The organism is Streptomyces sp. NPDC126503 (genome assembly GCF_040302405.1).
GTDB lineage: Bacteria > Actinomycetota > Actinomycetes > Streptomycetales > Streptomycetaceae > Streptomyces > Streptomyces gulbargensis.
In genome coordinates this window covers 294,558-308,233 of sequence record NZ_JBEORS010000004.1, presented here as the reverse complement: position 1 = coordinate 308,233, position 13,676 = coordinate 294,558, and the positions used below count along the sequence as shown (strand labels likewise).

Here is a 13,676-nt window from a genome sequence, read left to right as displayed (position 1 = left end):
CGGGGTCCGGCCGGGCCGGGCACGACCGGAGGGGACAGCGAGCATGCCGAGCAAGATCGCCGGGACGCGCCGGCCGTCCGCCGTACGCGGCGGAGGCCGGGCCCCCGCACCCCCGCGGCGGGTCCGCGGCGGGGGTGTGCGACGGCTGTACGAGCGGGCACGACGGGCCTGGGACCGGCCTCTCACCGCGTACTACGTGATCATCGGCGCGGGGCTCCTCATCACCGCGCTCGGCCTCGTCATGGTCTACTCGGCCTCGATGATCAAGGCGCTCACCTTCGATCTGGCGCCCTCCTACTTCTTCCGCAAGCAGCTCTTCGCCGCGCTGCTCGGCACCGGGCTGCTCCTGATCGCCTCCCGGATGCCGGTGAAGCTGCACCGGGCCCTCGCCTATCCGATCCTGGCCGGCGCCGTCTTCCTGATGGTGCTGGTGCAGATCCCGGGGATAGGGCACTCCGTCGGCGGCAACCAGAACTGGATCTCCCTGGGCGGGCCCTTCATGCTCCAGCCCAGCGAGTTCGGCAAGCTCGGGCTGATCCTGTGGGGGGCGGACCTGCTCGCCCGCAAACAGGACATGAAGCTGCTCACCCAGTGGAAACACATGCTGGTGCCGCTGGTCCCGGGCGCCTTCATGCTGCTCGGGCTCATCATGCTCGGCGGTGACATGGGCACCGCGATCATCCTCACCGCGATCCTCTTCGGCCTGCTGTGGACGGCCGGGGCGCCCACCCGCCTCTTCGTCGGGGTGCTCACGGTGGCCGGCGCGATCGGCGTGCTCCTCATCAAGACGAGCGCGAACCGGATGAAGCGCTTCGACTGCATCGGCGCCACCGACCCCGGTGGCGAGGGAGCCCCCTGCCTCCAGGCCGCGCACGGCATCTATGCTCTGGCCTCGGGTGGATGGTTCGGTTCCGGCCTGGGTGCGAGTGTGGAAAAATGGGGTCAACTGCCCGAAGCGCACACGGACTTCATCTTCGCCGTCACCGGTGAGGAACTGGGTCTGGCGGGGACGCTGTCGGTGCTGGCCCTCTTCGCGGCCCTAGGCTATGCGGGTATCCGCGTGGCCGGACGCACGGAGGACCCCTTCGTGAGGTTTGCCGCGGGAGGCGTGACCACCTGGATCACGGCCCAGGCCGTGATCAACGTCGGTGCGGTGCTCGGCCTGCTGCCGATCGCCGGAGTCCCGCTCCCGCTGTTCTCCTACGGGGGGTCGGCCCTGCTGCCGACCATGTTCGCCGTCGGGCTCCTGATCGCCTTCGCGCGACAGGAACCCGCCGCGAAAGCGGCCCTGGCCATGCGCCGCCCCGGCTGGGGCAAGCGGGCCGGGGTGAGATGGAAGTCGATGCGACGGCGCGTCAAGAAGCGCCCGTCCGGAGAGCGGTGAATTTCGGTGCATGTCGTACTCGCCGGTGGGGGGACCGCCGGCCACATCGAGCCCGCGCTCGCCCTCGCGGACGCCCTGCGCAGGCAGGACCCCACCGTGGGCATCACGGCGCTGGGCACGGAGAAGGGTCTGGAGACCCGGCTCGTCCCCGAGCGGGGCTACGAGTTGGCGCTCATCCCCGCCGTACCGCTGCCCCGCAAACCCACCCCCGAGCTGATCACCGTCCCGGGACGGCTCCGCGGCACCATCAAGGCCGCCGAGCAGGTCCTGGAGCGCACCAAGGCGGACTGCGTGGTCGGCTTCGGCGGCTATGTGGCGCTGCCCGGCTATCTCGCGGCCAAGCGCCTCGGCGTGCCGATCGTGGTCCACGAGGCCAACGCCCGGCCCGGCCTGGCCAACAAGATCGGTTCGCGGTACGCGGCCGGGGTGGCCGTCGCCACGCCCGACAGCAAGCTGCGCAACGCCCGCTACATCGGCATCCCGCTGCGCCACACCATCGCGACCCTCGACCGGGCCCGGGTGCGGCCCGAGGCGCGCGCCGCGTTCGGCCTCGACCCCAACCTGCCGACCCTGCTGGTCTCCGGCGGCTCGCAGGGCGCCCGGCGGCTCAACGAGGTCATCCAGCAGATCGCCCCGGTGCTCCAGCGCTCCGGCATCCAGATCCTGCACGCGGTCGGCCCGAAGAACGAACTGCCGCGTGTCGACAACATGCCCGGAATGCCGCCGTACGTGCCGGTACCGTACGTGGACCGGATGGACCTCGCGTACGCCGCGGCCGACATGATGCTCTGCCGCGCGGGCGCGATGACCGTCGCCGAGCTCTCCGCCGTCGGGCTGCCCGCCGCCTACGTCCCGCTGCCCATCGGCAACGGCGAACAGCGGCTCAACGCCCAGCCGGTGGTCAAGGCGGGCGGCGGACTCCTCGTGGACGACGCGGAGCTGACGCCGCAGTGGGTCCAGGGCAACGTCCTGCCCGTGCTGGCCGACCCGCACCGGCTGTACGAGATGTCCCGCGCCGCCGCCGAGTTCGGCCGCCGGGACGCCGACGACCTGCTCGTCGGCATGGTGTACGAGGCGATCGCCGCCCGCCGGCAGGCGTAGCGGCGCACTGAGGGCAGGAGAGCGCCAGGTGGCAGCCGGACCGACGACCGCCGAGAAGAAGAACGGCACGGGCAGGCCCAGGCGGGCGTCGGACCGGCCGTCGGGGCCGGGGGAGCGGAACCGTGCCGTCCGCCTCCCCGGCCTGCGGGTGCTGCTGATCGCGGCCGGCGGCCTGGCGCTCACCGCCGGGGTGGTCTGGGCGCTCTACGGCTCCAGCTGGTTCCGTGTGGAACATGTGAAGACTTCCGGCACCCGGGTCCTGACCCCGCGCCAGGTGGAGGCCGTCGCCGCCGTCCCGGTCGGCGCCCCGCTCCTCTCCGTCGACACCGACGCCATCGAGGCCCGGCTGAGGAAGGAACTGCCGCGCATCGACGCGGTCGAGGTCACGCGTTCCTGGCCGCACGGAATCGGTCTGAAAGTGACGGAACGGCAGCCGGTTCTCCTGGTGGAAAAGGGCGGAAAGTTCACCGAAGTCGACAAGAACGGCGTCCGGTACGCCACCGTGGACACCGCGCCCCGCGGCGTGCCCCGGCTCGACCTCGCCCCGGCCGCCTCGCCCGCCCTGCGCCGTTTCGGCCCCGACCGGCTCCTCCGGGAGGCCGTCCGGGTGCGGGGCGAACTTCCCGGGCACATCGTCCGCGACACCCGTGCCGTCCGCGTGACCTCGTACGACTCCGTCACCCTGGAGCTGGCCGGCGGCCGCACCGTGCTCTGGGGGAGCTCCGAACACGGCACCGCCAAGGCCCGGGTGCTGACCGCTCTGATGAAGGCGGCGCCCAAAGCGGGGCACTTCGATGTAAGTGCCCCCACGGCCCCCGCCACGTCAGGGAGTTGACGGCCATCACCGCTGGCCAGCACCCTGGTTGGCCACCGCTACGGGTGATCACATAGGGTGAAAAGAAAAACGGGAGGTTCGGCGTGTTCGTTGAACGCGCGCCACTTGTCGACTTAGTGTCCTGTCCGGAAGAGTCCAGCGAACAGAGACACTGGTAACCCTAAACTTCAACGTTAGGGTTTGGGTCGGCGTTTCGGACCGTCCCAATCGGCATCCGTCGTCGCGGCGCCCACCAACGCGAAGCGGCGACACGTAACTCGAGGCGAGAGGCCTTCGACGTGGCAGCACCGCAGAACTACCTCGCAGTCATCAAGGTCATCGGTGTCGGCGGCGGTGGTGTCAATGCCATCAACCGAATGATCGAGGTCGGTCTCAAGGGCGTCGAGTTCATCGCCATCAACACGGACGCGCAAGCACTGTTGATGAGCGACGCCGACGTCAAGCTCGACGTCGGCCGCGAACTCACCCGCGGCCTCGGGGCCGGGGCCAACCCGGCCGTCGGTCGCAAGGCGGCAGAGGACCACCGCGAGGAGATCGAGGAGGTCCTCAAGGGGGCCGACATGGTCTTCGTCACCGCCGGCGAAGGCGGCGGCACCGGCACCGGCGGCGCGCCCGTCGTCGCCAACATCGCACGCTCGCTCGGCGCCCTGACGATCGGCGTGGTCACCCGCCCGTTCACCTTCGAGGGCCGCCGTCGCGCCAACCAGGCGGAGGACGGCATCGCCGAGCTCCGCGAAGAGGTCGACACCCTCATCGTCATCCCGAACGACCGGCTGCTCTCGATCTCGGACCGCCAGGTCTCCGTGCTCGACGCCTTCAAGTCGGCCGACCAGGTGCTGCTGAGCGGTGTCCAGGGCATCACCGACCTCATCACGACCCCCGGTCTCATCAACCTCGACTTCGCCGACGTCAAGTCGGTCATGTCCGAGGCCGGTTCCGCGCTCATGGGCATCGGTTCGGCCCGTGGCGACGACCGCGCGGTGGCCGCCGCCGAGATGGCGATCTCCTCGCCGCTCCTCGAGGCCTCCATCGACGGCGCCCGCGGCGTGCTGCTCTCCATCTCCGGCGGCAGCGACCTCGGTCTCTTCGAGATCAACGAGGCCGCCCAGCTGGTCAGCGAGGCGGCCCACCCCGAGGCCAACATCATCTTCGGCGCCGTCATCGACGACGCCCTCGGTGACGAGGTGCGGGTCACCGTCATCGCGGCCGGCTTCGACGGCGGCCAGCCGCCCGCCCGCCGGGACAACATCATCGGCTCGGTCTCGGCCAAGCGCGAGGAGCCGGCCCCGGCGCCCCGCGCCACCGAGACCCCCCGCCCGCTCGGCGGCCTCGGCACCGTCGCCCCGCGCGAGGAGCCGGCCACCCCGCCGGCCGAGCCCGCCCCCGTGGTCAACGAGGCCCCGCTGCCGCCGGTCCCGCCGGCCCGCCCCTACGCGGACAGCCAGGCCGAGGAACTGGATGTCCCGGACTTCCTGAAGTGATAGGGCACCGCTTCGCGACGAACGGCGCGCACTTCGCCTTCACCGACCGGTGGGGCGGGGTGAGCGCCGTTCCGTACGAGGAGCTCAACCTCGGCGGCGCCGTGGGGGACGACCCCGCGGCCGTACGGGCCAACCGCGCCCGTGCCGCCGGGGAACTCGGCCTCCGGCCGGCGGACGTGGTCTACATGAACCAGGTCCACGGCGCGGAGGTGGCCGTGGCCGACGGGCCGTGGCGGGGGGACGCCGTTCCGTCCGCGGACGCGACGGTCACCACCCGGCCGGGGCTCGCCCTCGCCGTGCTCACCGCCGACTGCGTCCCCGTCCTCCTCGCCGACCCCGTCGCCGGGGTCGTCTCCGCCGCCCACGCCGGGCGGCCCGGCATGATCGCCGGGATCGTCCCGGCCGCCGTGCGGGCGATGACGGAGCTCGGCGCGGACCCGGGACGGATCGTCGCCCGCACCGGGCCCTCCGTCTGCGGGCGCTGTTACGAGGTTCCCGAGGCGATGCGCGCCGAGGTCGCGGAGGCCGAACCCGCCGCGTACGCCGAGACCTCCTGGGGCACTCCGGCCGTCGACGTGGCCGCCGGGGTCCGGGCCCAGCTCGCCCGGCTCGGGGTCCGTGACGTCGAGGACGCCGGGGTCTGCACCCTGGAGTCCCGCGACCACTACTCGTACCGCCGCGACCGCACCACGGGGCGACTCGCGGGATTTGTCTGGTTGAACCGAGAAGAGACATGACGGACCGCACGTCGGAACTGGCCGAGAACCTGGCGCGGGTGGAGGAGAGGATCGCCGCCGCCTGCGCCGCCGCGGGGCGCGCGCGGGAGGAGGTGACCCTCATCGTGGTCACCAAGACCTACCCGGCGAGCGACGTGAGAATCCTCCACGGACTCGGGGTGCGGCACGTCGCCGAGAACCGGGACCAGGACGCCGCTCCCAAGGCGGCCGCCTGTGCCGACCTCGACCTGACCTGGCACTTCGTGGGCCAGCTGCAGACCAACAAGGTCCGTTCCGTGGTGGGTTATGCCGATGTGGTGCAATCCGTCGACCGCCTGAAGCTCGTGTCCTCCCTGTCGGCCGCCGCGGAGAAGGCCGGCCGTGAGCTCGGCTGCCTCGTCCAGGTCGCCCTCGACGCCGGGTCCGGGGAGCGCGGCGACCGCGGCGGTGTCGCCCCGGACGCCATCGAGGAGTTGGCGGCGGCCGTGGACGCGGCCCCCGGCCTCCGGCTCGACGGCCTGATGACCGTCGCCCCGCTGGCGGGGGAGTACGCCGGCCGGCAACGCGCCGCCTTCGACCGGCTGATGGATTTGTCGACTGCCCTGCGCGCGACCCGCCCGGCTGCGAACATGGTGTCAGCAGGGATGAGTGCGGACCTCGAAGACGCCATCGCCGCCGGTGCGACACACGTCCGCGTCGGTACGGCGGTACTCGGCGTCCGCCCGAAGCTCGGGTAACGTCGCGAAGCGAGTCGGACCACAGCAGAAAATATGGTCATTCCGCAGAACGGCGGGATGGCCACGTGGATCGCGGGAACTTGGTGACGAGGACCGATCCACCACAGAGCGGAGGAATCGGAGAATGGCCGGCGCGATGCGCAAGATGGCGGTCTACCTCGGCCTCGTGGAGGACGATGGGTACGACGGCCGGGGTTTCGACCCCGACGACGACTTCGAGCCCGAGCTGGAGCCGGAGCCCGAGCGGGAGCGGCGTCACACCCCCCCGCGCCAGGTCGAGCGGGAGGAGCCGGTGCGCGTCCCCACGCCGCCCGCCCCGCGCGAACCGGTCGCCCATTCCGTCCCGGTACTCGCCGAAAGCGGACGTCCGGCCCGAATTGCCCCCGTGGCATCCATCACACCCGAACGCCCGAGCCTGGAGAAGAACGCACCGGTGATCATGCCCAAGGTCGTGTCCGAGCGGGAGCCCTACCGCATCACCACGCTGCACCCGCGGACCTACAACGAGGCCCGTACCATCGGGGAACACTTCCGTGAGGGCACCCCTGTGATCATGAACCTCACCGAGATGGACGACACCGACGCGAAGCGACTTGTCGACTTTGCCGCCGGTCTCGTCTTCGGGCTCCATGGCAGCATTGAGCGCGTGACGCAGAAGGTGTTCCTGTTGTCGCCTGCTAACGTCGATGTCACGGCGGAGGACAAGGCCCGGATCGCAGAGGGCGGATTCTTCAACCAGAGCTGAGAAACGAGACCGGACGGACCGGCCGCGAGCGGCCGGAACAAGTGAGAGCACGAGAGCCAGGGGAGAGGGAAACGCGGGATGGGCGTCGCACTACAAGTGGTCTACATCGTGCTGATGTGCTTCCTCGTCTTCCTGATCGTCCGGCTCGTCATGGATTACGTCTTCCAGTTCGCCCGTTCATGGCAACCCGGAAAGGCGATGGTGGTCGTTCTGGAGGCCACCTACACTGTCACCGATCCACCGCTCAAGCTTCTGCGGCGGTTCATCCCGCCGCTGCGTCTCGGGGGCGTGGCACTCGACCTGTCCTTCTTCGTTCTGATGATCATCGTCTACATCCTGATCTCCATCGTGAGCAGCTTCGCGAGGTGAGTGTGGACGATACGGTCCTGCCGACTGCCGACGACTACGTAGAGGTGAAGAAGAGATGCCGCTGACTCCCGAGGACGTGCGGAACAAGCAGTTCACGACCGTCCGCCTTCGAGAAGGCTATGACGAGGACGAGGTCGACGCGTTCCTCGACGAGGTCGAATCCGAGCTGACCCGCCTGCTCCGCGAGAACGAGGACCTGCGCGCCAAGCTGGCCGCCGCGACGCGTGCCGCCGCGCAGAACCAGCAGCAGCAGAACATGCGCAAGCCTCCGGAGCAGCAGGACCGTCCCGTCGGTCCCGGGGCCCCGGTACCCGCCGCCATATCGGGACCGCCGGTCCAGCAGCAGCCGCCGCAGATGGGCCCGCCGCAGCTGCCTTCCGGTGCTCCCCAGCTTCCCGCGGGTCCCATGCAGGGCGGGCCCATGGGCCCCGGCCCGATGCAGGGCGGCCCGATGGGTCCCGGCCCGATGCAGGGCGGCCCCATGGGTCACCCGCAGCAGCAGCAGATGCCCCAGCCGGCCCAGGGCCCGGGTGGCGACAGCGCCGCGCGTGTCCTCTCGCTGGCCCAGCAGACCGCCGACCAGGCGATCGCCGAGGCCCGCTCCGAGGCCAACAAGATCGTCGGCGAGGCGCGCTCGCGCGCCGAGGGCCTGGAGCGGGACGCCCGCGCCAAGGCGGACGCTCTTGAGCGGGACGCGCAGGAGAAGCACCGCGTCGCGATGGGCTCCCTGGAGTCCGCCCGCGCCACGCTGGAGCGCAAGGTCGAGGACCTGCGCGGCTTCGAGCGCGAGTACCGCACGCGCCTGAAGTCGTACCTCGAGTCGCAGCTGCGTCAGCTGGAGACCCAGGCCGACGACTCGCTGGCCCCGCCGCGGACCCCGGCGACGGCTTCCCTGCCGCCGTCCCCGTCCATGGCCTCGGCCGGTGCGGGCGCGCCGTCCTACGGTGGCAACGGCGGGATGGGCGGTGCGCCGTCCATGGGTGGGGCCCCGTCCTACGGCGGTCAGCAGCAGATGTCGCCGGCGATGACCCAGCCGATGGCACCGGTCCGGCCGCAGGCTCCGCAGCCGATGCAGCAGGCGCCGGCGCCGATGCGCGGGTTCCTCATCGACGAGGACGACAACTGACGCGGCGACCCCCCGCGCGCTGAGGCGCGCACCGGTCGGCAGCCCCAAGGGCCGGCTCCCCACCCGGGAGCCGGCCCTTCGGCGTACGCGCGGGTCCCTCGGCCCACCCGTCGTCCTTCTCCCCTGCTGACCCCGGCGGGACGACCGCCCACGGCGGGGGTACGGGGAAGGGCCCGGCTTCGGGGAAGCCGGGCCCTTCGGGAGAGGGGTGGGTCAGGACTTGCGGAGGTGAAAGGTGAGGGCGAGGGGCTCGTCCGTGAAGGCCGGGCCGAAGGAGTCGTCGGGCTCGCCCTGCCCGTACTCCGTCGCCAGCACCTCCTCCGCGATCAGCTCCGCGTGCGCGGACAGCGCCTCCACCGTCTCCTCCGACGTCGACGACCACCGCAGCGCGATGCGGTCCGCCACGTCCAGGCCGCTGTTCTTGCGCGCCTCCTGGATCAGCCGGATCGCGTCCCGCGCGAGGCCCGCCTTCCGCAGCTCCGGAGTGATCTCCAGGTCCAGGGCGACCGTCGCGCCCGCGTCGGACGCGACCGACCAGCCCTCGCGCGGCGTCTCGGTGATGATGACCTCCTCGGGGGAGAGGGTCACCCGCTCGCCGTTCACCTCCAGCGAGGCCTCACCGGAGCGCAGCGCCAACGACAGGGCGGCGGCGTCGGCCGCGGCCACCGCCTTCGCCACGTCCTGGACGCCCTTGCCGAAGCGCTTGCCGAGGGCCCGGAAGTTCGCCTTGGCGGTGGTGTCGACGAGGCTGCCGCCGACCTCGGAGAGGGACGCCAGGGAGGAGACGTTCAGCTCCTCCGTGATCTGCGCCCGCAGTTCGGGCGACAGGGCGGCGAAACCGGAGGCGGCGACCAGCGCCCGCGACAGCGGCTGACGGGTCTTCACCCCGGACTCGGCGCGGGTGGCGCGGCCCAGCTCGACCAGCCGGCGGACCAGGACCATCTGCTCGGAGAGGGCCGGGTCGGCCTGCGCCGCGTCCGCCTCCGGCCAGCTCGCCAGGTGGACCGACTCGGGGGCGTCCGGGGTGACGGGCACGACCAGGTCCTGCCAGACCCGCTCGGTGATGAACGGGGTCAGCGGGGCCATCAGCCGGGTGACGGTCTCCAGGACCTCGTGCAGGGTGCGCAGCGCCGACGCGTCACCCTGCCAGAACCGGCGCCGCGAGCGGCGCACGTACCAGTTGGACAGGTCGTCGACGAAGGCCGAGAGGAGCTTGCCGGTCCGCTGCGTGTCGTACGACTCCATGGCCTCGGTGGCCTCGGCGACGAGCGTGTTCAGCTCGCCCAGCAGCCAGCGGTCGAGGACCGGGCGCTCGGCCGGGGCCGGGTCGGCGGCCGACGGGGCCCAGCCCGACGTACGGGCGTAGAGGGCCTGGAAGGCGACCGTGTTCCAGTACGTCAGGAGGGTCTTGCGGACGACCTCCTGGATCGTGCCGTGGCCGACCCGGCGGGCCGCCCACGGGGAGCCGCCGGCCGCCATGAACCAGCGGACCGCGTCGGCGCCGTGCTGGTCCATGAGCGGGATCGGCTGCAGGATGTTGCCCAGGTGCTTGGACATCTTGCGGCCGTCCTCGGCGAGGATGTGGCCGAGGCAGACCACGTTCTCGTACGAGGACTTGTCGAAGACCAGGGTGCCGACGGCCATCAGGGTGTAGAACCAGCCGCGGGTCTGGTCGATGGCCTCGGAGATGAACTGGGCCGGGTAGCGGCTCTCGAACAGCTCCTTGTTCCGGTACGGGTAGCCGTACTGGGCGAACGGCATCGAGCCCGAGTCGTACCAGGCGTCGATGACCTCCGGCACCCGGACGGCCTCCAGCGCGCAGCCGTCGGCCGGGCAGGTGAAGGTCACGTCGTCGATGAACGGCCGGTGCGGGTCGAGCCCGGACTGGTCCGTGCCGGTCAGCTCGGTCAGCTCGGCACGCGAACCCACGCAGGTGAGGTGGCCCTCCTCGCAGCGCCAGATCGGCAGCGGGGTGCCCCAGTAGCGGTTGCGGGAGAGCGCCCAGTCGATGTTGTTGTTCAGCCAGTCGCCGAAGCGGCCGTGCTTGACCGACTCGGGGAACCAGTTGGTCCGCTCGTTCTCCTGGAGCAGGCGGTCCTTCACGGCGGTCGTCCGGATGTACCAGGACGGCTGCGCGTAGTAGAGCAGCGCCGTGTGGCAGCGCCAGCAGTGCGGGTAGCTGTGCTCGTACGGCACGTGGCGGAAGAGGAGGCCGCGGGCCTCCAGGTCGGCGGTGAGCGCCTCGTCGGCCTTCTTGAAGAAGACGCCGCCGACCAGCGGCAGCTCCTCCTCGAAGGTGCCGTCCTGGCGGACCGGGTTCACCATCGGCAGGCCGTACGCCTTGCAGACCTTGAGGTCGTCCTCACCGAAGGCGGGGGACTGGTGGACCAGACCGGTGCCGTCCTCGGTGGTCACGTAGTCGGCGTTGACGACGAAGTGCGCCTCGGCCGGGAACTCCACCAGCTCGAAGGGGCGCTGGTAGGTCCAGCGCTCCATGTCCTTGCCGGTGAAGGACTCGCCGGTGGTCACCCAGCCCTCGCCGAGCGCCTTCTCCAGGAGCGGCTCGGCGACGACCAGCCTCTCGTCGCCGTCGGTGGCGACCAGGTAGGTGACCTCGGGGTGGGCGGCGACCGCCGTGTTGGACACCAGGGTCCACGGGGTCGTCGTCCAGACGAGGAGGGCCGCCTTGCCGGCCAGCGGGCCGGAGGTCAGCGGGAAGCGCACGAAGACGGAGGGGTCGACGACCGTCTCGTAGCCCTGGGCCAGCTCGTGGTCCGACAGGCCGGTGCCGCAGCGGGGGCACCAGGGCGCGACGCGGTGGTCCTGCACCAGCAGGCCCTTGTCGAAGATCTGCTTCAGCGACCACCAGACCGACTCGATGTACGAGGGGTCCATCGTCCGGTAGGCGTCGTCCAGGTCGACCCAGTAGCCCATGCGGGTCGTCAGCTCGGCGAAGGCGTCGGTGTGGCGGGTCACGGACTCGCGGCACCTGGCGTTGAACTCGGCGATGCCGTACGCCTCGATGTCCTTCTTGCCGGAGAAGCCGAGCTCCTTCTCGACGGCGAGCTCGACCGGCAGGCCGTGGCAGTCCCAGCCGGCCTTGCGGGCCACGTGGTAGCCGCGCATCGTCCGGAAGCGGGGGAAGACGTCCTTGAAGACGCGGGCCTCGATGTGGTGGGCGCCGGGCATGCCGTTGGCGGTGGGCGGGCCCTCGTAGAACACCCACTCGGGGCGGCCTGCGGACTGCTCCAGGGTCTTCTCGAAGACCTTGTTCTCCTGCCAGAAGTCGAGCACGGCGTGCTCGAGCGCGGGCAGGTCGACCTGGGCGGGCACCTGACGGTACTGCGGCGGTGTCATGCGGCGGACTCTCCTCCGGACGGACGGTTCTCTTCCGTCGGAGGGACGAGAGCTCTGCTCCCGCGGTACCACCCTCCTTGACCCCGGGCGCGGACACCCTGAGCCCCCTCATTGGGATCGCGACGCCGGGTCTAGTCACCGCGGTGACCCGCGGCTTTCTTCCGGCAGCTCCGGGGTGATGCTTCACATCGGGCTCGCCCCCGGGCTCTCACCGTCCCCGGGTCGCTCATGGCTGCGTACGACGCTACTCGTCCCCATCCAAGCCTCTCGCTACGCCCCAGTGTACGGGGCGCGGGGCACCGCGCCGCACGTCCTTTTCCCCGCTCCCCGGTGACCCGAATGGCCACACGGGGCGCCCCGGAGTTCGGATACGGCCATGTGGGGGAGGGGCAGGGGCGGATTACCGGGCGGTGAGCGGGGCACAACGGAGGCAGGCCCGTCCCGTGGGGTACCGGGGTGGGCGGGAACGGCGGCGTGCCCCGTTGCCGCGGACCGTGGGCCGATTTATCGTCCCAGCACGATTCGCGAGCAAGATCACAAAATGTGAAGGGGCCGCGACATGGTGGCGAAGAAGACCGCCGCGAAGAAGTCCCCGACGGCCTCGAAGGCCCCGGTGGGAGCCCGGGCCGCCTCCACCGCCGCCGGTTCCGCCGGCGCGGGTGTGGACGGCAAGGACGTGGCGGGGAAGAAGTCGGCGGTCGCGAGGAAGACGGCCACGGCGGCCCCCGCGCGCGGGAGGACGGCCGGGACGTCCGCGGCGGACAAGGCCGCGGCCGAGCCGGCGGGGAAACGGACGGCCGCCGGGAGGACCACGGCGAAGAAGGCCGCCGCCGAGCGGACGGATCCGGCGAAGGCGGCCCCGAAGGCGCCGCCGGCCGCCGGAAGGACGGCGGCGCGGAAGGCCCCGGCGGAGAAGGCCGCGGCCGAACGGGCCGGCGAGGCGGAGTCCGCGCGGGCCGCCCCGAAGACCCCCGCGCGGAAGAGGGCCGCGAAGAAGGCGCCGCCGGCCGGCGAACCGGCCGCCCGTGCCGTACCCCCCGAGGACCGGGCCGGGCCGACGGGCCCGGACACCCCGGACACGGCCGGTGCCGGGTCCGCCGCACCCCCCGGGACGCCGGAGACCTCCGGGGCCCCGTCGGCCCCGGCGAAGAGGACCACGGCCAGGAAGGCCGGGGCGAGGAAGGCGCCCGCCAGGACGGCGGGCGCCGCGAAGCAGCAGACAGGAGCCAGGACGGTGGCAGCGAAGAAGACCGCGGGTGGCGTCACGACCGTCGAGGACGAGGCGGCGGTGCCCCCGGCCCGCGCCGGGGAGCTCGCGGTACGCCCCGGCGAGGATCCCTGGACGCCGGAGGAGGTCGCGGAGGCCCGCGGCGTGCTCCAGGCGGAGGTGACGCGCCTGCGCACCGAGCTCGCGCACTCGCAGCAGGAGCTCACCGGCCTGATGCGGGACTCGGGCGACGGTGCCGGTGACGATCAGGCCGACACCGGCACCAAGAACATCACCCGGGAGCACGAGCTGGCCCTCGCCGCCAACGCCCGCGAGATGCTGGAGCAGACCGAGCACGCCCTGGAACGGCTGGACGCCGGCACCTACGGACTCTGCGAGATCTGCGGGAAGCCCATCGGCAAGGCGCGCATGCAGGCGTTCCCCCGGGCCACCCTGTGCGTCGAGGACAAGCAGCGCCAGGAGCGCCGGGGCTGAGGCCCTCCTCTCGGATCGGGCGCGCTCCGGGCCCGGGCGGCGCGGCACCCGGGCCCGGAGCGGGAGCAGGTCCGGGCTGCCGGTGGCGGGGGGCCGTGCCGTACCCTCGGTGCACGGTCAGGC

At 71.9% G+C, this 13,676-nt stretch carries 12 protein-coding genes; 10 read left to right on the top strand and 2 right to left on the bottom strand.

The window, feature by feature from the left end; translation table 11 throughout:
- Nucleotides 1–43: 43 nt before the first annotated feature.
- The 9 genes from ftsW (at nt 44) to ABTY40_RS08305 (ending at nt 8,494) form a co-directional block, all read left to right on the top strand.
- Nucleotides 44–1,384 (top strand): putative lipid II flippase FtsW, encoded by a 1,341-nt coding sequence (ftsW, locus tag ABTY40_RS08345; protein WP_352058772.1) that lies wholly within the window; start codon nt 44–46, stop codon nt 1,382–1,384.
- Nucleotides 1,385–1,390: 6 nt separating this feature from the next.
- Entirely contained in the window at nt 1,391–2,485 is a 1,095-nt protein-coding gene (gene murG / locus ABTY40_RS08340) for an undecaprenyldiphospho-muramoylpentapeptide beta-N-acetylglucosaminyltransferase (protein WP_345281101.1), read from the top strand.
- A gap of 28 nt (nt 2,486–2,513) precedes the next feature.
- Nucleotides 2,514–3,320, top strand: coding sequence for a cell division protein FtsQ/DivIB (locus tag ABTY40_RS08335; protein ID WP_352058771.1), 807 nt, complete (start codon nt 2,514–2,516; stop codon nt 3,318–3,320).
- Nucleotides 3,321–3,598: 278 nt separating this feature from the next.
- Nucleotides 3,599–4,801 (top strand): cell division protein FtsZ, encoded by a 1,203-nt coding sequence (gene ftsZ, locus ABTY40_RS08330; protein WP_352058770.1) that lies wholly within the window; start codon nt 3,599–3,601, stop codon nt 4,799–4,801.
- Nucleotides 4,798–5,538, top strand: a complete 741-nt coding sequence (pgeF, locus tag ABTY40_RS08325; RefSeq protein WP_352058769.1) for a peptidoglycan editing factor PgeF — start codon at nt 4,798–4,800, stop codon at nt 5,536–5,538. The genes ftsZ and pgeF overlap by 4 nt, the downstream gene beginning before the upstream one ends.
- Nucleotides 5,535–6,254, top strand: a complete 720-nt coding sequence (locus tag ABTY40_RS08320; RefSeq protein WP_352058768.1) for a YggS family pyridoxal phosphate-dependent enzyme — start codon at nt 5,535–5,537, stop codon at nt 6,252–6,254. Before pgeF ends, ABTY40_RS08320 begins: the two co-directional genes overlap by 4 nt.
- Before the next feature lie 124 nt (nt 6,255–6,378).
- The gene (locus tag ABTY40_RS08315; protein WP_309054121.1) at nt 6,379–6,999 is read left to right on the top strand and encodes a cell division protein SepF; all 621 of its coding nucleotides are present in this window, start codon (nt 6,379–6,381) and stop codon (nt 6,997–6,999) included.
- 78 nt (nt 7,000–7,077) lie between these two features.
- The gene (locus ABTY40_RS08310; protein WP_309054120.1) at nt 7,078–7,368 is read left to right on the top strand and encodes a YggT family protein; all 291 of its coding nucleotides are present in this window, start codon (nt 7,078–7,080) and stop codon (nt 7,366–7,368) included.
- Nucleotides 7,369–7,423: 55 nt separating this feature from the next.
- A complete protein-coding gene (locus tag ABTY40_RS08305; protein ID WP_352058767.1) occupies nt 7,424–8,494 on the top strand; it encodes a DivIVA domain-containing protein in 1,071 nt (356 codons plus the stop codon).
- 213 nt (nt 8,495–8,707) lie between these two features.
- On the opposite strand, the gene ileS is transcribed toward ABTY40_RS08305, so the two are convergent.
- Together ileS and ABTY40_RS08295 are read right to left on the bottom strand one after the other, a co-directional pair.
- Nucleotides 8,708–11,851, bottom strand: coding sequence for an isoleucine--tRNA ligase (ileS, locus tag ABTY40_RS08300; protein ID WP_352058766.1), 3,144 nt, complete (start codon nt 11,849–11,851; stop codon nt 8,708–8,710).
- Nucleotides 11,852–12,385: 534 nt separating this feature from the next.
- A complete protein-coding gene (locus ABTY40_RS08295) occupies nt 12,386–13,117 on the bottom strand; it encodes a hypothetical protein (protein ID WP_352058765.1) in 732 nt (243 codons plus the stop codon).
- On the opposite strand from ABTY40_RS08295, the gene ABTY40_RS08290 reads away from it, so the two are divergent.
- On the top strand, nt 13,086–13,553 hold the full coding sequence (locus ABTY40_RS08290; RefSeq protein ID WP_352058764.1) for a TraR/DksA family transcriptional regulator: 468 nt from the start codon (nt 13,086–13,088) through the stop codon (nt 13,551–13,553). The genes ABTY40_RS08295 and ABTY40_RS08290 overlap by 32 nt on opposite strands.
- Nucleotides 13,554–13,676 lie beyond the last annotated feature (123 nt).